Below are 25554 nucleotides of genomic sequence, written 5' to 3'. Positions count from 1 at the left end.
GCCCGACAGCGCATCAGGGGTGTACCGGGGGAGCGATCCTCCGGTACACCCCTCAGTCGTGCGGGTGCGAATCGGTGCGGGCTAGGACTCCACGGTCTCCTCGTCGACCGGCTTCGGCTCCAGGCCCAGGCCGTCGCCGCCCGCCAGCATGTCGTCGACGACCCGGTGGAAGTGCGTGATGACGCACTCCCGCTCGCTCAGGATGTTGGTGTGGTACGCGGAGGACTGCGTCGTCGCGGCGACGTCGGTCCACTCGTCCACGTCCTCCTGCACGACCGCCTTGTAGATCTCCCAGAAGAAGTCCACCTGGCGCAGGTACTCCGGGTCGTCGCCCTCCTCCAGCTCGTACCGGAGCTCCCACGCCTCGAAGCGGGTCTTCGTCACGCCCAGCGGCACGGCCCGGAAGACCTGCGTGTGCAGCGCCTGGCAGTTGGCGACGGCGGTCGGGAACAGCTGGTAATTGCAGATGGCGTACCGCGTGTGGTCCAGGGTGCGCTGCAGGTCCTCCAGCACGCCGAGGAACGGGACGAAGTACATCCCGTTGCGCCCGTGCACGTGGATGGTCGAGTGGCGCGCGTCCTTCGCCTCCTTGCCGCCCATGTTGTGCAGCGCCTGGGCGTGGTAGTACTCGCTGAAGGCGTCGATGGCGACCTTCCAGTTGACGTCCACCACCCACTCGACCTTCTCGACGAGCTTCATCTCCTCCATGCGGAAGGCGGCGAGGTCGTCGCGGACCTCGGCGGCGATCCAGTCCTTCAGCGGGCCGGCGACGCCCGGCCCCGCGAGGACCGCCCAGACCCAGCCGCCCCACTCGTCGACGTCGACGGCCGGTGAGCAGAGCCCCTCCAGCCGCTTGCGGTCGAAGTCCGGCCGGTCGGGGACGCCGCTGACCTTGCCCGCCGTGGTGAAGGTCCAGTTGTGCCACTTGCAGGTGAAGCGGCGGGCGTCGGTGCCGCTCTCGGCGACGATTCGGGCTCCGCGGTGCGGGCAGACGTTGTGGAAGCCGTCGAGGCCGCCGTCCGGGCGGCGGGTGATGACGATGCTCTCGCCGTGCCCCTCCCAGACGTGGTGGTCCCCCGGATCGGCTATCTGCTCGGACCGGCAGATGATCTGCCAGCTGCGGTTGAGGACCTTGATGCGCTCCTGCTCGTAGCGCTCCGGATCCCGGTAGACCTCGGCGTCGAGCGTCGCCGGGCCGATGGGCGGGACGTTCGGCACGCCGGGCCCGAAGCGGGCGGGCAGATTGCCTCGGGTGGGCTGGAAGACCACGGTCGACCTCCGTCGGGTCAGCGAATTCCGGTGAGGTTTCCGCGTCGCGGGAAAGGGGACGGGAAACACGGCGGAGGCGCGCGCGAACAGCGGCGCGAATTTCCCCCGTGCGGGGCAGGCTAGTCCGCCCTGTCAAGATAACTCAAGTGATCACGGTGGCACTTGAGGGGGTATCCGCGACGGTTCCCCAAGCGCGAGCGGAAGGTGTCGTTCCGCATTTCTGTGGTTTTCTCCGCCGGTTCTGCCTGTTCCTCCGCGCGCCCAGTGTGAAGGGTTGCGTAGGAACGATTCTTGGCGAGTGGGCGTCACGGGGGACGGGGATTTGGTGAGCAGTGAGGACAAGCTCCGCGGCTATCTGAAGCGCGTCACCGCGGAGCTGCTGGAGACCCGTGAGCGACTGGCCGGGGAACCCGTCGCCATCGTGGGCATGGCCTGCCGGTTCCCGGGAGGGGTGCAGAGCCCCGAGGACCTGTGGGAGCTGCTGGTGCGCGGCGGCAGCGTCGTGTCCGGCACCCCCGAGGACCGCAACTGGAACCTCGGCGAGCTGACGGTGCGCGGCCCGGACGGCGTCGAGACCCCGGGCACCTTCGGCGCGTTCCTGCACGATGCCGCCGACTTCGACGCCGACTTCTTCGGTATCTCGCCGCGCGAGGCCGTCGCGATGGACCCGCAGCACCGCCTGCTGCTGGAGACCGCGTGGGAGGCGCTCGAGCGCGCCGGCATACCGGCCGACTCCCTGCGCGGCAGCCGCACCGGCGTCTACACCGGCATCATCAGCGGCGACCACGCCGCCCACCTGGCCGCGTCCGGCTCCGCGGGCCTCGACGGCTACTTCATCAACGGCGCCGGAGCCGCCTTCGCCTCCGGCCGCATCGCCTACACCCTGGGTCTCCAGGGCCCCGCCGTGACCATCGACACCGCCTGCTCCTCCTCGTTGGTCGCCCTGCACGACGCCTGCCGGGCCCTGCGTGCCGGCGACTGCACGACCGCCCTGGTGGGCGGCGCCGCCGTGGTGTCGACGCCCGCCATGCTCGTCGAGTTCGGCCGTCAGGGCGGACTCGCCGCGGACGGCCGGTGCAAGCCCTTCGCCGCCGCCGCCGACGGCACCGCCTTCTCCGAGGGCGTCGGCGTGCTCGTACTCGAACGGCTCTCCGACGCGCTGCGGGCCGGACACGAGGTGCTGGCCGTCGTCCGTGGCACGGCCGTCAACCAGGACGGCGCCTCCAACGGCCTCACCGCGCCCAACGGAGCGGCCCAGGAGGAGGTCATCCGTCAGGCACTCGCCAACGCCCGGCTCACCGCCGACCAGGTCGACGCCGTCGAGGCCCACGGCACCGGCACCACCCTCGGCGACCCGATCGAGGGACGGGCCCTGATCGCCACCTACGGCGCCCAGCGGCCCGCCGGACGGCCGCTGCTGCTCGGCTCGGTGAAGTCCAACATCGGCCACACGCAGGCCGCGGCCGGCGTCGCGGGCGTCATCAAGACGGTGCTCGCCCTCCGCAACGGCGTCCTGCCAGCCAGCATCGGCATCGACACACCCACCCCGCACGTCGACTGGGCGTCCGGAGGCGTGCGTCTGCTCACCGGGACGACCCCGTGGCCGGACACCGGCGCACCGCGCAGGGCGGGCGTCTCCTCCTTCAGCCTCAGCGGCACCAACGCGCACGCCCTGATCGAGCAGGCCCCCGCCCAGGACGTCCCGAGTACCCCCGCCGACGGCCCCCTGCCCCTCTCCGCCGCGCCCCTGCCCGCCGTGCCCTGGACGCTGTCCGCGAAATCCACGGCCGCCCTGCGCGACCAGGCCGCCCGGCTCCTCGACCGTCTGGACGCCGAACCGGCCCTGGACGACGCCGACATCGCCCTCACTCTCGCCACCGGACGCTCCGCCCTGCGCCACCGCGCCGTCGTCGTCGGCGCCGACCGCAGCGAACTCACCGCCGGCCTGACGGCGCTCGTCGCGGGGGAGGTCGCCCCGAACCTCGTCCAGGGCACCGCGCCCGCCGAGGACATGCCCGGCGCCGTCTTCGTCTTCCCCGGCCAGGGGCCCCAGTGGGCCGGCATGGGGGCACGGCTGATGGAGACCTCGCCCGTCTTCGCCGCACGGGTCCAGGAGTGCCTGGCGGAGTTCGAGCCCTACCTCGACTGGTCGCTCTCCGATGTGCTGCGCGGCGCGCCCGGCGCCCGCAGCCTCGACGAGGACGAGGTCATCCAGCCCGCCCTGTTCACGATGATGGTCTCCCTGGCCGCGCTGTGGGAGTCCTGCGGCGTGCGGCCCACCGCCGTGGTCGGCCACAGCCAGGGCGAGATCGCCGCCGCCTGCGTGGCCGGGGCGCTGTCCCTGCCCGACGCCGTACGCCTCGTCGCCCTGCGCAACCGGCCCATCCGGGCCGCGATCACCGGGCGCGGCGGCATGGCCTCGCTGCCCCGGCCGGTCGCGGAGGTCGAGAAACTGCTGGAGCGGTGGGACGGGCGGCTCACCGTGGCCGCCGTCAACGGGCCATCGGCCACCGCGGTCTCCGGCGACCTCGACGCCCTCCAGGAACTCTTCGCCGTGTGCGAGGCCGAGGGCACACCCGCGCACCGCATCCCCATCGACTACGCCTCCCACTCGGCGCACATCGACGCCGTCGAGCAGGACCTCCTCGACACCATCGGCGACCTCGCCCCGCGCGAGACCACGGTGCCCTTCTACTCCACGGTGACCGCCGGTCCGCTCGACGGCCGCGAACTGACCGCCCCCTACTGGTTCGAGAACCTGCGCCGCCCCGTCGACTTCGCCGGTGCGATCGACGCCCTCCTCGCCGACGGCCACCGCGCCTTCGTCGAGTGCGGCGCCCACCCGGTGCTCCGCTACGGCCTGGACGAGATCATCCAGGCCAAGGGCGCCGACGCCACCGTCGTCACCACGCTGCGGCGCGGCCACGGCGGCCCCGACCGCTTCCTGAACTCCCTGGGACTGCTCCACGCGCACGGCGGCCGGGTCGACTGGCGGGCGCTCCTCGCCCGCGGCGGGGCACGCCACGTCCCGCTGCCCACCTACGCCTTCCAGCGGAGGCGGTTCTGGCTCGACCTCCCCGCCGGCCAGGCCGGCGACGTCCGCGCCGCCGGCCTCCGCCCGGTCGAGCACCCCCTGGTCGGTGCGGCCGCCGACCTCGCGGGCGACGACGGCGCGGCCCTGTACACCGGGCGGCTCTCCGCGCGGGACCTCCCGTGGCTCGCCGACCACACCATCGCCGGAACCCCGCTGCTGCCCGGCACGGCGACGGTGGAACTCGCCGCGCACCTCGCCGCGCGCACCGGGCTCGACGGCATCGAGGAACTGGCCCTGCACGCCCCCGTCGTCGTACCCGACGAGGGCGGCCTCGCCCTCCAGGTGGCCGTCGGCGCCCCCGACGCGACGGGGCGGCGGTCCTTCACCCTGTACTCCCGGCCCGAGGACGACACCGACGGCGCGCCCTGGACCCGGCACGCCGAGGGCACCCTCCGGCCCGGGGACGCGCCCGGTTCCGCTCCGCAGGAGTGGGAGCAGCTGCGCGCGGCCTGGCCGCCGCACGACGCGCGTCCGGTCGACCTCGACGGCCTCTACGACCGGCTCGCCGACCACGGCCTCGCCTACGGCCCCGCCTTCCGCGGGCTGCGCGCGGTATGGCGGCGGGGCGACGAGCTGTTCGCCGAGGTCTCCCTGGACGAGGAGGCCACCGCGGACTCCGCCGCGTACGGGCCGCACCCTGCCCTGCTGGACGCCGCCCTGCACGCCGTGTTCGCCGACGGCACCGGGGCCCCCGAGCTGCGGCTGCCGTTCGCCTGGCACGGCGTCACCGTGCACCGCCGCGGCACGACCGCACTGCGGGTGAGGATCACCCGCGACGGCGACGACGCCCTCACCCTGCGGGCGGCCGACACCACCGGCGAACCGGTCCTGTCCGTCGACTCCCTGGCCGTACGCCCCGTGACCGCCGAACAGCTCCGCGCGGCCGCGGAGCCCCACCGGGACTCCCTCTTCCGGCTCGACTGGCCGGCCGTCCCCGCCCCGGCGGGCCCGGCGCCCCACACCGGGCGGTGGGCCGTCCTCGGTGACCCATCCGCGGGCGTTCCGGTCACCGGGACGGTCCGTTCCGACCTGGAGGCGCTCACCGCGGACCTCGCGGCCGGCACAGCGGCCCCCGACGTGGTCCTCGCCCCCGTCACCCCGGTCACCGCGGAGGCGGGCCCGGACACCGCCGACGCGGTCAGGGCGGCCGTGTGCCGCGCGCTCGCCCTCGTCCAGGCCTGGACCGAGGACGAGCGGCTGGCCGGCTCCCGGCTGGTGTTCGTCACCCACCACGCGACGTCCGTGGACGGCGACCACGCGCAGGCGCCGGACCTCGCGGGTGCCGCGGTGTGGGGCCTCGTCCGCTCCGCCCAGGCGGAACACCCCGGCCGGCTGTTCCTGCTGGACACCGACGGCACCGCGGAGTCCGGCGAGGCGCTGCCGACGGCACTGGCGACCGGAGAGCCGCAGACGGCCGTCCGATCGGGCACGGTCCGCGCCGCCCGGCTCGTCCGGGTACCGGCCGTGGCCGCGCCGTCCGCACCGCGGCCGTACGACCCGTCCGACACCGTCCTCGTCACCGGCGGCCTCGGCACCCTCGGCGGCCTGGTGGCCCGCCACCTCGTCACCACACGCGGCGCACGGCACCTGCTCCTCGCCGGCCGCAGGGGGCAGGACACCCCAGGCGCCGCCGAGCTGGCCGCCGAACTCACCGAACTGGGCGCCACCGTCACCGTGGCCCGCTGCGACGTGGCCGACCGCGCCGACCTGGCCGCGCTGCTCGCCTCCGTACCGGCGGACCGGCCTCTCGTGTCCGTCGTCCACACCGCGGGCGTGGCCGACGACGGCGTCCTCGGCGCCCTCACTCCCGAGCGGCTGGAGCGCGTGCTGCGCCCCAAGGCCGACGCGGCGCTCCACCTGCACGAGCTGACGCGTGAGCTGGACCTGCACGAATTCGTGCTGTTCTCGTCGCTGTCGGGCGTGCTCGGCCGCGCCGGACAGGCCAACTACGCCGCGGCCAACGCCTTCCTGGACGCGCTGGCCCGGCACCGCCACGGACACGGCCTGCCCGCGACCTCCCTGGCGTGGGGCCTGTGGGCGCAGGCCAGCGCGATCAGCGGCGGGATCGTCGAGGACGGCGCACGGCGCACGGCCGCCGAAGGCGTCGCGGCCATGCCCGCCGAGGAGGCGCTGGCCCTCTTCGACACGGCGCTCGCCACCGCCCACGGCCTCGACGTGCCGGCACTCGTGGCCGCCCGTCTGGACCTGCCCGCGCTGCGCGCCCGCGCCGCCCGCACCCACGACCTGCCGCCGGTGCTCCACTCGCTGGTGCGGGTCGCACCCCGCAGCGCGCCCGGCGGCGACCGCGGCGGACCGTCCGGCGCGTCCGGTCCGGACGCCCTCCGCAGGGACCTCGCGCGGCTGTCCGCGGCCGAACGACTGGACCGGATCACCGCCCTCGTCCGCGCCAGGGTGGCGGCCGTCCTCGGTCACGAGGGGACCGACAGCGACGCGATCGCGGCGGACCGCGCCTTCAAGGAGCTCGGCTTCGACTCGCTCACCGCGGTCGAGCTGCGCAACCAGCTCGGCACGGCCACCGGCGTCCGCCTGCCGGCCACCCTCGTCTTCGACTACCCCACCCGGGGGCCCTCGCGGGCTTCCTGGACGAGTGCCTGGCCAAGGACACGGCCGACGGTCCGGCGGACGGCGGCGCGCCCGCCGCCGCGGACGGAGCGGCCGTGGACGCCGCCGTCGACCGCCTGGTCTCGGCGTTCTCCGCCGCCGCACTCGACGACACCACGCGCGGCCACGTCGTGGCCCGCCTCAGGGAGCTGATCCGCGCATGGTCCCCCGATCCCCACGACCTTCCGGTTCCGCTGGAGTCCGCCACTCCGGACGAACTCTTCACCCTGCTGGACGAACAGCTCGGGAACGCTTGACGGGCGCCCAGGCCCCCCAGACGTACGACACCACACGTGGGAGTGACACAGCATTGGACACCTCTTCCGACTCGCTGGTCGAGGCGCTTCGGGCAGCACTGATCGAGAACGAGCGGCTGCGCCAGGAGAACCAGCGACACGCCGACGAGGCCGGTGAGCCGCTGGCCGTCGTCGGCATGGCCTGCCGCCTCCCGGGCGGCGTCAGCACGCCCGAGGGCCTGTGGCGGCTCGTCGCCGAAGGCCACGACGCCGTCGGGCCGTTCCCCGAGGACCGCGGCTGGGACACCGAAGCGCTGTACCACCCGGACCCGGCCAACCCCGGCACGTCGTACGTCCGCGAGGGCGGATTCCTGTACGACGCGGCCGACTTCGACGCGGCCTTCTTCGGTATCTCGCCCCGCGAGGCGCTGACCATGGACCCCCAGCAGCGGCTGCTGCTGGAGTGCTCGTGGGAGGCCCTCGAGCGGGCCGGACTCGACCCGAAGGCCCTCGCCGGCAGCAGGTCCGGCGTGTTCATCGGCCTCATGTACCACGACTACCTGGGCAACAGCAGCTCGGGCAGCCTCGCGTCGGGCCGCATCTCCTACACCCTCGGCCTGGAGGGCCCGGCCATGTCGGTCGACACGGCCTGCTCCTCGTCGCTGGTCGCCCTGCACCAGGCGAGCCGCGCGCTCCGCTCGGGCGAGTGCTCGCTGGCCCTCGTCGGCGGCGCCACCGTGATGGCGACCCCGCAGGCGTTCGTCGAGCTGTCCCGGCAGCGGCTGCTCGCCCCCGACGGCCGCTCCAAGCCGTTCTCGGCCGCCGCCGACGGCGCCGGCTGGTCCGAGGGCGTCGGCGTCATCGCCCTGGAACGGCTGTCCGACGCCCGGCGCCACGGGCACCGCGTCCTCGCCGTGATCCGCGGCTCCGCCCTCAACCAGGACGGCGCGAGCAGCGGCTTCAGCGCCCCCAACGGCCCCGCGCAGCAGCGGCTCATCCGCCAGGCCCTGGCCGACGCGGGCCTCGCCGCGGCCGACGTCGACGTCGTGGAGGCACACGGCACCGGCACCACGCTCGGCGACCCGATCGAGGCACAGGCCCTGCTCGCCACCTACGGACAGGACCGCCCGCACGACCGCCCCCTGCTCGTGGGCGCCCTGAAGTCCAACATCGGCCACAGCCAGGCGGCCGCCGGCGTGCTCGGTGTGATCAAGATGGTCCTCGCCCTGCGCCACGGCCAGGTGCCGGGCCTGGTGCACCTGGACAGCCCCACCGCGCAGGTCGACTGGTCGGAGGGGGCCGTCGAGCCGGTCGCCGAGACCCGGCCGTGGCCGCAGGCGGACGGCCCGCGCCGGGCCGCCGTGTCCTCGTTCGGCATCAGCGGCACCAACGCCCACGTGATCCTGGAGCAGGCGCCCGAGCCGGCCGCGGACCGGACCGAGGAGACGGCCGGCACGCCCGCCGGCGCGGAGGGCGCCACCGAGGACGGGCCTTTGGCCTGGACCCTCTCGGCGCGCTCGGCCGCCGCCCTGCGCGACCACGCGGGCCGGCTGCTGGAGTACGCCGAGGCCCACGGCGACGCCCATCCGGCCGACATCGCGCGCGCCCTGGCCGCCCGTACCGTCTTCGAGCACCGCGCGGTCCTCGTGGCCCGCCACCGCTCCGAGTTCCTCGACGGGCTGCGGGACCTCGCCGACGGCCGGGAGACCCCCGCCGCCGTGAGCGGCCGGGCCCGCACCACCGGCCGTACCGTCTTCGTGTTCCCCGGCCAGGGCTCCCAGTGGGCCCGCATGGGCGTCGAACTCCTGGATGCCGAACCGGTCTTCGCCCGCCAGCTGCAGGCCTGCGACGAGGCGCTCCGCCCGTACGTGGACTGGTCGCTGCTGGACGTGCTGCGCGAGGCGCCCGGCGCCCCGGGCCTCGACCGGGACGACGTCGTCCAACCCGCCCTGTTCTCGGTCGCCGTGTCGCTGGCCGCCCTCTGGCGCGCCCGCGGCGTCCACCCGGACGCCGTGCTCGGCCACAGCCAGGGCGAGATCGCCGCCGCCTACGTGGCGGGGGCCCTCAGCCTGGAGGACGCCGCCCGCGTCGTCGCCCTGCGCAGCCAGGAGATCGTCCGCACCATGGGCAGTGACGGCGGCATGGCCGCGGTCGCCCTCCCCGCGGCGGAGCTCACTCCGCGGCTCGAGCCGTGGAACGGCCGGCTCACTCTCGCCGCCGTCAACAGCCCCGGCTCGTCCGTGGTGTCCGGCGACGCCGACGCCCTCGACGAGCTCGTCGAGCGGTGCAAGGCCGACGGGGTGCGCGCCCGCCGCGTTCCGGTCCGCTACGGCTCCCACTCGCCGCAGGTCGACGCCCTGCGCGACGCGCTCCTGGAGCAGCTGGCCCCGGTCCGCCCGCAGCGCTCCAAAGTGCCGTTCTTCTCGACGGTGACGGGCGACTGGCTCGACACCGCCGGCGCGGACGCCGACTACTGGTTCCGCAACCTGCGCCACCAGGTCAGGTTCGCCGACTCGGTCGCCGCGCTGGCCCGCCAGGGCTTCGACTCGTTCATCGAGGTCAGCCCGCATCCGGTGCTCGTGCCCGCCGTCGAGGAGACCCTCGCCGAGCAGGACGTCCCGTTCGCCGCGCTCGGCACGCTGCGCAACGGCCAGGGCGACCGGACGCGGCTGCTCACCGCCCTGGGCGAGGCCTTCGCCGGCGGCGTCGCGGTGGACTGGCCGTCGGCGCTCCCCGAGGGCACCGGTACGGCGGTCGAGCTGCCGACGTACCCGTTCCAGCGCCGGAGGTTCTGGATCGACACCGTCGTCTCCGGGGAGCCGGCCGGCGGACCCGACCCGTTCGCGGTCCTGCCGGAGGACGAGGACACCGCCGACGGCATCCGCGCCGCGCTGCTCGCCGGCACGGAGGAGGAGCGCCACGCCGCCGCGCTCGACCTGGTCGTCACGACCGTCGCCGCGGTCCTGAAGCACAGCTCCACCGACGACATCGCCGTGGACGCGGCGTTCCTCGACCTGGGCTTCGACTCGCTGACCGCGCTGGAGGCCCGTAACCGCCTCAACCGGGTGACCGGCCTCAACCTGCCCGTCACCACGGTGTTCCAGCACCCCACGCCCCAGGCGCTGGCCCGCCACGTCGTGGAGCGGATCGCGGGCCACGAGGCCGGCGAGGAGGCCGACGACCTGCTGCGGGTCGCGGCCGAGCGCAGGGAGGCCACCGAGCCCCGGCGGATCCCGCTGTCCTTCGGGCAGCAGCGGCTGTGGACCCTCGACCAGCTCGTGCCCGACAGCCCCGCGTACAACGTGGTCATGGCGCTCGCCCTGCGTGGCGACGTGCGGGCCGACGTCATGGAGCGGGCCGTCAACGAGGTCGTCCGGCGCCACGAGGTCCTGCGCACCACGTTCCCCAGCGCCGACGGCATGCCGTGGCAGGAGATCGCGCCCGTCCTCACCCTGTCCGTCCCGCTCGTGGAGGTGACCGGCGAGACCGACGCCGAGCGGGAGGCGGAGTACGAGCGACTGGTCGGCGAGGAGGCCCGGCACGTCTTCGACCTGGCGAAGGGCCCGCTGACCCGGGTGACGCTGTTCCGGCTCGGCGACGACGACCACCGCATGGTCGTCAACCTGCACCACATCATCGCCGACGCCTGGTCGGGTGGTGTCTTCGGTCGCGAGATCGAGGCCGCCTACCGGGCGTTCGCCGAGGGCGCTCAGCCGGAACTGCCCGCGCTGCCCGTCCAGTTCGCCGACTACTCGGTGTGGGAGCGCCGCTGGTTCGACGACGAGCGGCTCACCGCCCGGCTGGCGAACCTGCGGTCGCTGCTCGGCGACGTCACGTCCGGCGCGAAGCTGCCCACCGACCGGCCGCGCCCCGCGGTCCAGCGTTTCCACGGCGGCGCGGCGAGCTTCCGCGTCGAGCCCGAGCGCGCGGCCGCGCTCCGCGAGTTCAGCGCCGAGCACGGCGTCACCCTGTTCACCACGCTGCTGTCCGCCCTCAAGGTGATCCTCCACCGCTACGCCGGGGACGCCGAGAGCTCCGGCGACGTCGTGGTCGGCAGCGCGATGGCCAACCGCCGGCACGAGGCCGTCCAGGATCTGATCGGCTTCTTCGTCAACACGGTGGTCCTCAAGACGACCCTGGGCGACGACGTCACGGTCGGTGAACTGCTCGGCCGGGTCGGCGAGACGGTCAAGCAGGGCTTCGAGTACCAGGACGTCCCCTACGACGCGCTGGTCGCCGAGCTGAGCCCGGAGCGGGGCGGTTCCGCCAACCCGCTGTTCCAGGTCGTCTTCGACATGAAGCGGCACAGCGGTGACTCCGGGCCCGGTGGCGCCGCCTTCGCCGACGTCGTCGAGATGCACAACGACACGGCGAAGTTCGACATCGAGATCTCCGTGACCGAGCTGCCGGACTCGCTGCTCGTCGACGCCGAGTACGACAGCGACCTCTTCGACCACGACACCATCGAGCGGCTGCTCGGCGGTTACCGGGTGCTGCTGGAGGCCTTCGCCGGGTCGCTGGAGCGGAAGGTGTCGGACCTGCCGGTCATCCCGGCGGAGATCGAGCACCGCGTCCTCGTCGAGTGGAACGACACCGACCGCACCTGGCCGGACGAGCAGATGCGCTGTCTGCACACCCTCATCGAGGACCAGACCGACCGCACGCCGGACGAGATCGCGGTGACCTTCGAGGGACAGGACGTCTCCTTCGCCGAACTCGACCGCCGCGCCAACCGGGTGGCCCACCGGCTGCGCGCCATGGGCGTCGGCCCCGACCAGCCCGTGGCGATCTCGGTGGAGCGCTCGGTCGAGATGGTGGTCGGCCTGCTCGGCATCATCAAGGCCGGCGGCGCGTACCTGCCGATCGACCCGACGTACCCCCGCCAGCGCGTGGAGTTCATGCTCTCCGACGCCCAGCCGGGCATCCTGCTGACCCAGACGCACCTGCTGGACGGGCTCCCCGAGCACGGGGCGCGGACGCTGCTGCTGGACCGTCCCGAGGAGTTCGAGGACCAGCCCGACACCCGCCCGGAGTGCTCCCCGGGGCTGGACGACCTCGTGTACATGATCTACACGTCGGGTTCCACGGGCCGTCCGAAGGCGGCGATGATGACGCACCGCGGCGTCGTCAACCGGCTGCTGTGGAAGCAGGAGTACTTCGGGCTCACCCCGGACGACCGGGTGCTGCAGAAGACCCCGTTCAGCTTCGACGTGTCCGTGTGGGAGTTCTTCTGGCCGCTGCTGACGGGCGCGCGGATGGTGGTCGCCCGCCCGGAGGGGCACAAGGACCCCGAGTACCTCTCCACCCTCATCCAGGAGCAGTCCGTCACCACCCTGCACTTCGTCCCGTCGATGCTGAGGGTCTTCCTCCAGCACCCCGGGATCGAGCGGTGCACCTCGGTCACCCGGGTGATCGCCAGTGGCGAGGACCTGCCCGCCGCGTCGATCAAGGGCGTGTACGACCGGCTGCCCGCCGCGACCGTGTACAACCTGTGGGGCGCGACCGAGTGCTCCGTCGACAGCACGTGCTGGGAGTGCCCGCGCGACCTGGGCAACGGCCCCGTCTCGATCGGCACCCCGATCTCGAACACCACGATCTACATCCTCGACCGCAACCTCAGGCCGGTACCGATCGGCGCGGCCGGCGAGGCGTTCATCGGCGGCGTCGGCGTGGCCCGCGGCTACCTCAACCGGCCCGAGCTGACCGAGCAGCGCTTCATCCCCGACCCGTTCAGCTCCGAGCCCGGCGCCACCCTGTACCGCACGGGCGACCTCGCCCGCTTCCGGGCCGACGGCTCGATGGTCTTCCTGGGCCGTACGGACTTCCAGGTCAAGGTCCGCGGCATGCGGATCGAGCTGGGCGAGATCGAGACCGCCCTGCGCGAGCACCCCGCGGTGCGCGACGTCGTCGTGATGGCCCGTGAGATCGCGGAGGGCGCACAGGACAAGCAGCTCGTCGCCTACGTCCTCACCGAGGACGGGGTGACCGCGCCCGGCACGGCGGGCGACGGCGCCGACCCGCTGACGGAACTCGGCGCGTGGCTGACCACGGAGGCCGGCACGTTCCTGCGGGACCGGGTGCCGGAGTTCATGGTGCCGTCGGCGGTCGTCGCGCTCGCCGAGTTCCCCATCAACGCCAACGGCAAGCTGGACCGCGGCGCGCTGCCGCTCCCGCAGCGCGGTGTGCGCCGGACGGAGACGATCGTCTCCCCGCGCAACCGGCTGGAGGAGCAGCTGGCGGAGATCTGGGCCGAGGTGCTCGGCCTGGAGGAGGTCACCATCGACCGGGGCTTCTTCGCCCTGGGCGGCGACTCCCTGCTGGGTATCCAGATGGTGAGCCGCGCCACCGCGAAGGGCATGGCCCTCACCCCGGCGGACGTCTTCCAGAGCCCGACCATCGCGGACCTGGCGGCCATCGCCGAGTCCCGCGGACCGGTCCGGGCCAGGGCCACGGTCGAGCGGGACGCGCAGCTGCTCGAGTGGGCGCGCTCCCTGTACCCGGACGCGGCGGACGCCTACCCGGCCACCGGCATGCAGCGCAACGCCCTGGAGTACGTGGAGCGGGCGCCCGACTCGGGTGTGTACATCACTCACCAGCGCTTCCAGTTCCAGGGCAACAAGCTGGAGCCGGTCGCGCTGGAGAAGGCCTGGCAGTACACCATCGACCAGTTCCCGTCGCTGCGTTCCAGCTACGTCCGGGACGAGGACGGGCGGTGGATCCAGGTGGTCCGCACCGGTGTGAAGATCGGCTTCGAGACGTTCGACCTGCGGGCCGCGACTCCGGTGGAGCAGGAGCGCCGGATCAGCGCCTACATCGAGGCGCAGCGGCGGCGGGGCTTCCACGAGCAGCTGCCCAAGACGCGGCTCGGCCTGTTCCGGCTGGCCGACGACACGTGGGAGTACATCCACTTCTTCACGTTGCTCGCCCAGGACGGCTGGAGCGCGGCCATGATGGTCCGCACCCTCCTCGACACCTACGAGGCCCTGTCGTCCGGCCGGGAACCGCTGGTGATCCCGCCGTCCGCGGCCTACGGCGACTTCTGCCAGGAGCAGGCCGACCGGGACATGAGCGAGGCGGAGGAGTTCTGGCGCGGCCAGCTGGACGGCCTGGAGCTGCCCGGTGCGCGGATCACCCTGCCGGCCGATGAGCGCCGTACGGACGTCGCGGTGCCGGTCCAGCAGGAGTTCGTGGCGGTCGCGGACGAGGACGCGGCGGCCATCACGGAGCTGGCCCGCAGCAGCGGACTCAGCGTCAACAGCGTGGTCTACGGCGCCTGGTCGATCATCCTGAGCGCTATCACCGGTTCGCGCGAGGTGGTCAGCGGTGCCCTGATGTCGGGCCGCAGCACCACGTCGGTCGACGTGGACCAGGCGGCCGGCCTGATGTTCAACATCCTGCCCGTGGCCACCACGGTCGACCCGGAGACCCCGGTGCTGACCTGGTTGGCCGGGGTGCAGGACAAGATCAAGGCGATCAGCGACTACGAGTACGTGCGACCCGAGGCGCTGAGGGAGCTGGGAGGGCTTCCCGCCACCGAGCCGCTGTTCGAGAGCTACGTCGTCAACGAGAACGTGCCGGGCATGATCGCCGGTCTCGGGCGGCTGATGTCCGTCCTCGGTGCGGCCACGCCCGTCCAGGTTCTCGCGCAGACGGAGCACCCGCTGCGGGTGGAGATCCACTTCACCGACCAGTTCTCGGTGATCGCCGCGAATCACCGGTCCGGTTGCTTCCCGGACGGCGCGGTGGCCCGGTGGATCGGGGAGTATGTGAATCTCCTTTCGGCCATTGTGGCCGAACCTGATCGATCGGTCGGGGAATTCGTCGCCGAGTACGCGCAGCGGGTGCGGGAAGCATGAGGTGAAGTCCCCGTGAAGTATCGGCTTTGACGGCGGATCAGATCCGAACGCATGTGCCTTGATCGAAGACACGTGCTAGGGTCGATCCAGCCAAAGCCAATCACGTTGTTCCCCTCCGGGTGGCCGGACAGCAAGGCCCGGAGGGGGCTCACGGGGAGAACTACGTGATGTCTCACACTGCTGTAGAAGAACATCCGACGGAAGAGCTTGCCGCGCTGGTGCGATCGCTTCGCGAACGGGCCGGAATGACCCAGGAAGAATTGGCCTACAGCTCCGGTCTCAGCATTCGTACGATCTCCGATCTGGAGCGCGGTCGGACTACCACGCCGCAGCGGCGCTCGATCGCCCTGCTGGCCGACGCGCTCTGTATCGAAGGCGACTCGCTGGAGCACTTCCGGCAGACGGCCAGGGGCCGTTCTGTCGCTCAATGTCCGCGTTGTGCTGCCACCTGGCATCTGGCCGAGCTCACTGGTCAGCGGCGTTCCGCCTGATCCGCAAACCGCCGGGTGCCACCTCGCCGGCCGCGTCGCGCGGCCGGTGAGCCCCTGGACCGTCCAGGTTTCCATACCTTTTCCATCACCCTCTTGTTTTCTCACCCATCGCCATATCTGTCCCTGGCCTGCGGGTGATTGTTCGGTGTTTCCGTCAGGCCTGCCGGAAAGCCGGTCGGGGACAGGTTTCCGTAGCGGGGGCAATAATGGATGGCGAACAGAAGTACCTTGATTATCTGAGGCGCGCGACCGCAGAAATTCAGGATCTGCGGCAGCGTGTGCACGAGGCGGAGAACCGGTCCGCGGAACCGGTTGCGATCGTCGGCATGGCATGTCGCTATCCCGGCCGGGTCGGCTCGCCGGACGAGCTGTGGGAGCTGGTCTCGGAAGGGCGTGACGCCATTGGTGAATTCCCGTCCGACCGAGGTTGGGACATCTCCGGAATCTACGACCCGAATCCGGACACCCCCGGAAAGACCTATGTGAAGCACGGCGGGTTCCTCGCCGACGCCGCCTCCTTCGACGCCGAGTTCTTCGACATCAGCCCGCGCGAGGCGCCGGCCGTGGATCCTCAGCACCGGCTGCTCCTGGAATGTTCCGCCGAGGCGGTCGAGCGCGCCGGGATCCGGCTCGACACCCTGCGGGGCGGCCGCGTGGGCGTCTTCAACGGCATCATGTCGTCCGGGCCCTCCACCGACGCCGCCAGCATGGCGGCCGGCCGCGTGGCCTACGCCTTCGGGCTGGAAGGCCCGGCCGTCGTCGTGGACACGGCCTGCTCCTCCTCCCTGGTCGCCCTGCACCTCGCCTGCCGGTCGCTGGCCGACGGCGACTGCACGATGGCGCTGGTCGGCGGAGCCACCGTCATGACGACCACGGACACCTTCGTCTACTTCAGCCGCCAACGCGGCCTGTCCCTGGACGGCCGGTGCAAGTCCTATGGCGCGGGAGCCGATGGCACCGGTTTCGCGGAAGGCGTCGGGGTGCTGCTGGTCGAGCGGCTCTCCGACGCCCGCCGCAACGGCCACCCCGTCCTCGCCGTGATCCGCGGCTCCGCCGTCAACCAGGACGGCAGGTCCAACGGCATCACCGCCCCCAACGGCCCCTCCCAGCAGCGCGTCATCAACGCCGCGCTGGAGCGGGCGGGCCTCTCCACCGCCGACATCGACGTCGTGGAGGGCCACGGCACCGGAACCCGCCTCGGCGACCCCATCGAGGTCCAGGCGCTCCTCGCCACCTACGGAACCGGCCGGCCCGCCGACCGCCCCTTCCTCCTCGGCTCCGTCAAGTCCAACATCGGCCACACCCAGGCCGCGGCGGGTGTCGCGGGCGTCATCAAGATGGTGCAGGCCATGCGGAACGGCGTGGTCCCGCCCACTCTGCACGCCGATGACCCCTCGCCCCAGGTGGACTGGGACGCCGGCGCCGCACGGCTCGTCACCGGCGAGTCCGTGGCGTGGCCCGAGACCGGCCGCGCCCGGCGCGCCGCCGTCTCCTCCTTCGGCCTGAGCGGCACCAACGCCCACGTGATCCTCGAACAGGCGCCGCCGGCCGAGGAGCCCGGCGCCGATCACGCCCTTCCGGGCACCGCCCCCTGGATGCTGTCCGCCCGGACCGAGGAAGCCCTGCGCGCCCAGGCCGCCCGGCTCCGCACCTGGGCCGACCGCACCGAGGGCGTTCACCCCGCCCGGATCGCCGCGGCCCTGGCCACCCGCCGCACCGCCATGCCGGAGCGCGCCGCCGTTCTCGCCACCGACCGGACGGAGCTGCTGCGCGGCCTCGACGCGCTCGCGGCCGGCGAATCCGAGGCGCACGTCGTCACCGCCCGCGCCCGCCGGGACGGCAAGCTGGCCGTGCTGTTCACCGGCCAGGGAGCCCAGCGGCCCCGCATGGGCCACGACCTGTACGTCGCCCACCCCGTCTTCGCGCAGGCCCTCGACGAGGTGTGCGGCGCGTTCGACGCCCACCTCGAGCGGCCCCTGAAGACCGTGCTGTTCGCCCGCCCGGACACGGCGGACGCCCGCCTCCTGGACCGTACCGAGTACACCCAGGCCGCCACCTTCGCCCTGGAAGTGGCCCTCCACCGGCTCGTCGAGAGCTGGGGCGTACGCCCCGCCCTGCTCGCCGGACACTCCGTGGGCGAGCTGACCGCCGCCCATGTCGCAGGAGTCTGGTCCCTGCCCGACGCCGCACGAATCGTCGCCGAACGCGGACGGCTCATGGGCCGCCTCCCCGAGGGCGGCGCCATGGTCGCCGTCGCCGCCCCCGAGGAGTGGGTCCGCGAACTCGTCGCCTCCCTCGGCGCCGACGTGGACGTCGCGGCCGTCAACGGCCCGTCCGCCGTGGTGCTCTCCGGTGACCGGACGCACGTCGAGAAGGCCGCCGCGGCCTGCCGCGCCGAGGGTGTGCGCACCAGGCCGCTGCGCACCTCCCACGCCTTCCACTCCACGCTCATGGAGCCCATGCTCGACGACTTCGCCGCGGTGTTGTCCTCGGTGACCGCCCACGAGCCCCGCTTGCCCGTCGTCTCCAACGTCACCGGCACCCTCCTCACCGCGGAGCAGGCCGGCTCTCCCGAGTACTGGGTCTCCCACGTCCGCGCCACCGTGCGGTTCGCCGACGGCGTGCGCACCCTGCGCGCCGAGGGCGTCACACGCTTCCTCGAACTGGGCCCCGACACGGCGCTCACCGCGGCGGCCCAGGACACGGTCGCCGGCGAACCGGACTCCGGCGGCGAGGTGTTCACCGCGCTCCTGCGGCGCGGCCGCCCCGAGACCGACACGGCCCTGGCCGCCCTGGCCCGCCTCCACACCGACGGCGTCGCCGTCGACTGGGACACCGTCTTCGCGGGCCACCCGGCACCGCACCTCGACCTGCCCACGTACGTCTTCCAAGGCGAACGCCACTGGACCGCACCCGACGACGACGCCGTCGACGCGGGGGGACTCGGCCTCACCGCCGTCGACCACCCGTTCCTCCGGGCCACCGCCGAACTGCCGGAGTCCCAGGGCGTGGTCCTCACCGGCCGGCTCTCCGCCCAGACCCTTCCCTGGCTCGCCGACCACGCCCTGTGGGGCACCGCCCTGCTGCCCGGCACCGGCCTCGTCGAACTGGCCTGCCGCGCGGGCGGCACCGCCGACTGCCCCGTCGTGCGGGACCTCACGCTCCACGCGCCGCTGGTCGTGCCCGACAGCACGGCCGTCCACCTCCGCGTCACCCTCTCCGCACCGGACGACGAGGACGCCCGGTCCGTCACCATCCACTCCCGCCCGGAGGACGCCCTCCCCGACGAGCCCTGGGAACTCCACGCCTCCGGAACGCTCGTCCCCGACTCCGCGGACACCCCGGACGGGGAGGGCCTCGCGGGCAGCTGGCCGCCGCCCGGAGCCGTCACCGTCGACATCGAAGGCGCCTACGAGCGGCTCGCCGCACACGGCTACGACTACGGGCCCGCCTTCCAGGGAGTCCGAGCCGTATGGCAGCGCGGCGAGGAGGTCTTCGCCGAGGTGTCCCTCCCGGAGGCCCGCCACGCGGAGGCCGAGCGGTTCGTCCTCCACCCGGCCCTGTGGGACGCCGCCATGCAGGCCCTGGCCCTCGTCGGCTACGACGAGGTCGGCGGGGAGACCCGCCTGCCGTACGCCTGGCAGGACGTGACCGTCCACGCCAGGGGCGCCCTCGCCCTGCGGGTCGCGCTCACCGCCGCCGGCGAGCGGGAACTGTCGCTCACCGCCGTCGACCCGGCCGGCACTCCCGTGGTCCGCGCCGGCACCATCCGCCTGCGCGACGTGGCCGCCGACCAGCTGGTCCAGGACCAGCGCGACGACGCGCTCTTCCAGGTCCGCTGGGTGCCCTCCACCACGCCGTTGCCCCGCGACGGCGCCGGCAGGCCGGCCGGCCCCTGGGCCGTGCTCGGCGCCGACGACGTACGCCTCGCCGGAGGCCTGCGCGCCCAGTGGGGCGACGGACTCTGGTACGCGGATCTCGCCACCCTGCGCCGCGCCCTGGACGCCGGGACCACCCCGCCCGCCCTCGTGGTGCTCACCCACCCGCGCCCCGCCGGCACGCCCGACGACGTGCCCGGGGCGGTCCGCGACGCCACCACCCGCACGCTCGCCCTGCTGCGCGACTGGGTGGCCGACGAACGCCTCGCCGCCACCCGGCTCGTGGTCCTCACCGGCAGCGCCGTCGGCGACGACCCCGCCGACCTCACCGGCAGCGCCGTGTGGGGACTCGTGCGCACCGCGCAGACCGAGCACCCCGACCGCATCCTCCTCGTCGACACCGACGACACGGACGCGTCGGCGCACGCGCTGCCCGCCGCCCTCGCCCTCGACGAACCGCAGCTCGCCCTTCGCGACGGCGAGCCGCTGGTGCCCCGCCTGGCCCGCCCGGACCTGCCCGCCACGGCCGAGGCCCCGTCCCTCGACCCGAACGGCACCGTCCTGGTCACCGGCGCCCTCGGCGCCCTCGGCTCCGCCCTCGTCCGGCACCTCGTCACCGACCGCGGCGCCCGTCACCTGCTGCTGGTGAGCCGGCGCGGGCCGAAGGCCGAGGGCGCCACCGAACTCGCCGAGGAACTGCGCGGCCTGGGCGCCGAGGTGTCCGTCGCCGCGTGCGACGTGTCCGACCGGGCCTCCCTGGCCGCCGTGCTCGACGCCCTGCCGGCGGACCGTCCGCTCACCGGCGTCGTCCACGCGGCCGGCGTCCTCGCCGACGGCATGCTGGAGGCCCTCACCGAGGAGCAGCTGCACACCGTGCTGCGCCCCAAGGTCGACGCCGCCTGGCACCTGCACGACCTGACGCGCGAACAGAGCTTGAGCGTCTTCTGCCTGTTCTCCTCGCTCTCCGGCACCCTGGGCGGCGCCGGCCAGGCCAACTACGCCGCGGCGAACGCCTTCCTCGACGCCCTCGCCGCACACCGGCACGCCCTCGGACTGCCCGCCCAGTCCCTGGCCTGGGGCGCCTGGGAGGCCGACGGGGGAATGGTGGACCGGCTCTCCGAGGCCGACCGCGCCCGTGCGTCCCGCATCGGACTGACGGCGCTCGCCACCGACGAGGGGCTCGCCCTGTTCGACCTGGCGAGCGCCACCGGCGAGGCGTGCCTCGTCCCCGCCCGCATCGACGCCAGGGCGCTGCGACGGCTGTTCTCCCACGCCGAGCAGGTCCCGCCGATGCTGCGCGGTCTCGTCCGGCTCCCCAGGGCCCGCTCCGCGGAACGCGCCGACCAGTCCGCGGCGCTCCGCGCCCGCCTCGCGGACCTCCCCGAGCAGGACCGCGGGCGCGAAGTCCTGGCCGTCGTACGCGAACACGTCGCCGCCGTGCTCGGCCACCCCACCCCGGCGAGCGTCGCCGTGGACCGGGGCTTCCTGGACCTGGGCCTGGACTCCCTCACCGGCATCGAGCTGCGCAACAGGCTCGACGCCGTCAGCGGGCTGCGCCTGCCCTCCACACTGATCTTCGACTATCCGACACCGCAGGCCGTGGCCCACTACCTGGCCGGGCGCATCGTCCCGGCCGCTTCGCCGGCCGCCGAACAGGGCCCCGCCGACGAGGAGGTCAGGCGCGCCCTGGCGACGGTCCCACTGGACCGCCTGAGGGCCGCCGGCGTCCTGGACACCCTGCTGAGCCTCGCCCGGGAGACCGGCGACGGCGGCGAGGGACAGGACGGCGAAGTGGACGACCGGAACGTCCGGGCCACCGAACACACCATCAAGAACATGGCCGCCGAGGATCTGGTCCGGCTGGCGCTCGGCCACAGCGGCTCGTGACCGGCACACGAGCAATCTTCCGAGACCGGGACTGTCGCCCAGCCCGGCACGAGGCTACCGGGGGTTAGCCCATGACAACCACGTACGCGCCCACGGCGTCCTTCCGCGGCCTCAAGGAGGCCGGCCGGGTGGCGCCCGGACGACATGTCCTCGGCATCGTCCGCTACACCGACGAACCCACCTCGCCCACCACGGACGAGGGCCATCCGACGATCGGCATCCAGATCACGAAGTCCGTGGAGGAGGGCTTCGCCGAGGTCTGGACCACCGGCCGGCCCGTGGAGGCCGGCCGGGCCGGAGCCCTGTGCTACGCCCACGACGGCGACTTCCTCTTCTGCGCCACCCGGATACCGGAGAGCGACGACTACGTCGACGTCACCGAGGCCGCCTACAGCGAGGCCCTGGAACTCACCCGCACCCTGGGCTACCCGCACATCTACCGCATCTGGCACTACATCAGCCGCATCAACGAGGAGAACGCCTCCGGCCTGGAGGTGTACCGGGAGTTCTGCGTCGGCCGCGCCCGCACCCTGGAGCGCCACGGCATCGCCGGCGACATGCCCGCCGCGACCGTCATCGGCGCCCACGGCGGCGGCATCGTCCTGTACTTCCTCGCCAGCCGGTCCGGCACCCAGGTCAACATCGACAACCCGCGCCAGGTACCCCCGTACCACTACCCGAGCCGCTACGGGCCGAAGGCCCCGAACTTCGCCCGCGCCACCCATTTCGCGCACCAGGGCGGCGGAGAGCAGGTCTTCGTCTCGGGAACCGCCGGCATCCTGGGCCACCACACCATGCACCCCGACGACGTGGAGGCCCAGTGCCGGCTGGCACTGGACAACATCGCCCACGTCATCGGCACCCGTAACCTCTCCGTGCACGGCGTCGGCCCCGGCTGCACCCTCGACGACCTGCGGGCCGTCAAGGTGTACGTACGGCACCAGGCGGACATCGCCCGGGTCGAGCGGATCTGCCGCGAAGCCCTGTCCCCGTCCGTCGACATGGTGTTCCTCAACGCCGACATCTGCCGCTCCGACCTCCTCGTGGAGCTGGAGGGCATCGTCACCCGCGACCACGTGTCCGGTCCGTCGCAGCCCCCCGCGTGGGACGAGCGCCCCGCCGCCCAGCAGCCGCAGTGGCGCGACCACCCGGCGTACGAGCGGGTCCGCGCAACGCTGACCGCGGCGCCGCCCCTCGTGCTCCCCTCCGAGATCGACGAGCTGCGCGACCGGCTCGCCGACGTCGCGGCCGGCGAGGCCCACCTCCTCCAGATGGGCGACTGCGCGGAGAGCTTCTACGAGACCACCCCGCACCACACCGAGGCGAAGCTCGGCGCGCTGGACGCGCTCGCCGAACGGCTCGGCGACCTGACCGGCCGCAGCGTCGTCAGGGTCGGCCGCATGGGCGGACAGTACGCCAAGCCCCGCTCCGCGCCGTTCGAAGTGGTCGACGGCGTCGAACTCCCCGCCTTCCGCGGCCACATGATCAACGCCGAGGGCGCCTCCGCCGAGGCGAGGGCGCACGACCCCGTCCGCATGCTGTGGGCCTACCACTTCAGCGACGAGGTGCAGCACGCCCTGCGCCACCACCGGGTACGGACCGCCTCCCGCAGCACCCACCCCGGGCCCTGGTCCAGCCACGACGCGCTCGTCATGGACTACATCGGGCCCCTGGTCCGCATGGACCAGGCGACCGGCGGGCTGTTCCTCGGCTCCACCCACTACCCCTGGGTCGGCGAGCGGACCAAGGGACCGGAGGACGCCCACGTCACGCTGCTGAGCCAGGTCACCAACCCGGTCGCCTGCAAGATAGGACCCCGGTCGACGCCCGAGAGCGTGCTGCGCCTGTGCGAGGTCCTCGACCCGCGCCGGGAGCCCGGACGGCTCACCCTCATCGTCCGCATGGGCGCCGACGCCGTCGACACCGTCCTGCCCCCGATCGTCCGCGCGGTGCGCGCCGCGGGTCACCCGGTGATCTGGCTGTGCGACCCCATGCACGGGAACACCCGCCGACTCCCGTCCGGCACGAAGGTGCGCCACCTGGACGACCTCGTCACCGAGGCGGTCCGCTTCCGCGACGTCCTGCACGCCCACGGACAGCACGTCGGCGGCCTGCACCTGGAGACCGCCGCCGAGGAGGTCACCGAGTGCGTCGGCGGACCCATCTCCGCCGACGACGTCGAACGCCGGTACACGACGCTCTGCGACCCGCGGCTCAACGCCGAGCAGGCCGCCGAACTGGTCGACCGCGTCTTCGCGCGGTCCTGACCCGGCCGGGAACGGCCCCACGAACCACCTGAATGACCCGAGAACGACACGAGGGAAGTGCTGAAGTGCTGCGCAACGATCTGGTCCGGCCGCTGCACGAACTGCTGCGGGAGCAGGCGAAGCGGCTCGGCGGCAAGACCGCCTTCTCCGACGCCCGGCGCAGCGTCAGCTACGCGGAGCTGGAACGCCGCACCGCACGACTGGCGGGCCACTTCGCCGCGCTCGGCCTGGAGCGCGGCGACCGCGCCGCCCTCCTCCTCGACAACGGGGTCGACATGGTGGAGAGCTATTTCGCCGTCGCCCGGGCCTCCGCCATCGGCATTCCCGTCAACGCCCGCAGCACCGCGGAGGAACTCGACCACGTCCTGACGGACGGCGGAGTGCGCCTCCTGATCACCGCGCCCTCCCGCCTCGACGACGTGCGCTCCCTGCTGCACCGCCACCCGCGACTCCTCGTCGTCGTCACCGGCGACACCGCGCCCGGCGACGCCCTCGAGGGCGCCGTGTCGTTCACCGGGCTCGCCGGCACCGAGCCGGCCGAGGCCCCCCGGGACGACCTCGCACTCGACGACCCGGCCTTCATGCTCTACACCTCGGGCACCACCGGCCGCCCCAAGGGCGTCCTGTCCACCACCCGCAACTCCCTGTGGACCATCGCCGCCTGCTACGCGCCGATGCTCGGCTTCTCCGCCGACGACCACGTCCTGTGGCCGCTGCCGCTGTCGCACTGCCTGGGACACCACCTCGGCGTTCTCGGCGTCACCGCGGTCGGCGCCACCGCCCACATCATGACCGCCTTCTCCGCGGGCGAGGCGCTCGAACTCCTCACCGCGCGCCCCTTCACGTTCCTGGCCGCCGTTCCCGCCATGTACCACCAGCTGGTGCACGCCGCCCGCGAACGGGGCACCGACGTGACCACCACCCTGCGCACCTGCCTCACCGCGGGCTCCGTCGCGTCCGAGCCGCTGCGCGAGGCCGTGCAGGACACCTTCGGCGTCGCGCTCCTCGACAGCTACGGCACCACCGAGACGTGCGGCCCCATCACCTCCAACCACCCCGACGGACCGCGTGTGCCCGGCTCCTGCGGCCGGCCCGTGCCCGGCCTGGAGGTCCGTCTCGTGGACCCGCGGACCGGCGCCGACGTCCCCGCGGGCGACGAGGGCGAGGTCCGGGTGCAGGGTCCGAACGTCATGCTCGGCTACTACGACGGTGCCACCGGCACCGCCGTACCGCCCGTGGACGGCTGGCACCGCACCGGAGACCTGGCGCGGCGCGACGCCGACGGCTTCCTGACCGTCACCGGTCGCATCAAGGAACTCATCGTCCGCGGCGGCCAGAACATCCACCCGGGCGAGGTCGAGGAGGTGCTGCGTCAGGTTCCCGGCGTCGCCGACGCCGCCGTCGTCGGAGCCCCGCACGAGGTCCTCGGACAGGTGCCCGTCGCCCTGGTCGTCCCCGGCCCCGGCGGAATCGACGCGCGGCGGCTGTTCGCCGAGTGCCGCGCCCGCCTGTCGTACTACAAGGTGCCCGAGCGGCTGCACACCGTCGCCCAGGTGCCGCGCACCGCCTCCGGCAAGATCGTGCGGGACGGGATGCTCGACCGGCCGAACCGGCTCGTCGCCACCGCGAACGGCATGCTCGACGGCCTGTTCCGCATGGAGTGGGTCCCCCTGACCGACGCCGCACCCGCGGACGGCCCGGCCTGGCATCTCCTCGACGAGCACGACCGGCCCGACGCGCGGGGGGACGCCGTCGCAGCCCTCGCCGACCTGACGGGCCTTCCCGGCCGTGTCGCGGCACGGCTCGCGCGCACCACCCCGACCGAGCCCACGCTCGTCGTGGTGACGAGCGGCGCCGTCGACGCCGCGTTCCAGCAGGGCGGCCAGGCCGACGGCACGTGGGCCCGGCTGCGGGCCCTCCAGACCGCCCACCCCGGCCGGCTCGTCCTCGTCGA

Annotated in this window: 5 protein-coding genes and 2 pseudogenes; 6 read left to right on the top strand and 1 reads right to left on the bottom strand. The window is 73.5% G+C overall.

Annotation, left to right across the window (positions count from 1 at the left end):
- Positions 1 to 81: 81 nt before the first annotated feature.
- Positions 82 to 1269, bottom strand: coding sequence for an aromatic ring-hydroxylating oxygenase subunit alpha (locus tag ABEB09_RS09390; protein ID WP_345689012.1), 1188 nt, complete (start codon positions 1267 to 1269; stop codon positions 82 to 84).
- Positions 1270 to 1543: 274 nt separating this feature from the next.
- Here ABEB09_RS09390 and ABEB09_RS09385 point away from each other — a divergent pair, with 274 nt between their 5' ends.
- The 6 genes and pseudogenes from ABEB09_RS09385 to ABEB09_RS34950 all read left to right on the top strand — a co-directional run.
- Positions 1544 to 7138, top strand: a complete 5595-nt coding sequence (locus ABEB09_RS09385; RefSeq protein WP_425580046.1) for a type I polyketide synthase — start codon at positions 1544 to 1546, stop codon at positions 7136 to 7138.
- A 199-nt stretch (positions 7139 to 7337) separates the two neighbouring features.
- A pseudogene (locus tag ABEB09_RS09380) lies at positions 7338 to 15026 on the top strand (amino acid adenylation domain-containing protein); the annotation flags it as partial.
- 218 nt (positions 15027 to 15244) lie between these two features.
- Positions 15245 to 15568, top strand: coding sequence for a helix-turn-helix domain-containing protein (locus ABEB09_RS09375; RefSeq protein WP_345689008.1), 324 nt, complete (start codon positions 15245 to 15247; stop codon positions 15566 to 15568).
- Between the two features lie 206 nt (positions 15569 to 15774).
- Positions 15775 to 21333, top strand: coding sequence for a type I polyketide synthase (locus tag ABEB09_RS09370; protein WP_345689006.1), 5559 nt, complete (start codon positions 15775 to 15777; stop codon positions 21331 to 21333).
- Positions 21334 to 21404: 71 nt separating this feature from the next.
- Positions 21405 to 23600, top strand: coding sequence for an FkbO/Hyg5 family chorismatase (locus ABEB09_RS09365; protein WP_345689004.1), 2196 nt, complete (start codon positions 21405 to 21407; stop codon positions 23598 to 23600).
- Between the two features lie 32 nt (positions 23601 to 23632).
- Positions 23633 to 25165 (top strand): annotated as a pseudogene (locus ABEB09_RS34950) (class I adenylate-forming enzyme family protein); the annotation flags it as partial.
- Between the last annotated feature and the right edge of the window lie 389 nt (positions 25166 to 25554).

Source organism: Streptomyces coeruleoprunus, from assembly GCF_039542925.1.
Classification (GTDB): domain Bacteria; phylum Actinomycetota; class Actinomycetes; order Streptomycetales; family Streptomycetaceae; genus Streptomyces; species Streptomyces coeruleoprunus.
This window is presented reverse-complemented; position numbering and strand designations above follow the sequence as displayed.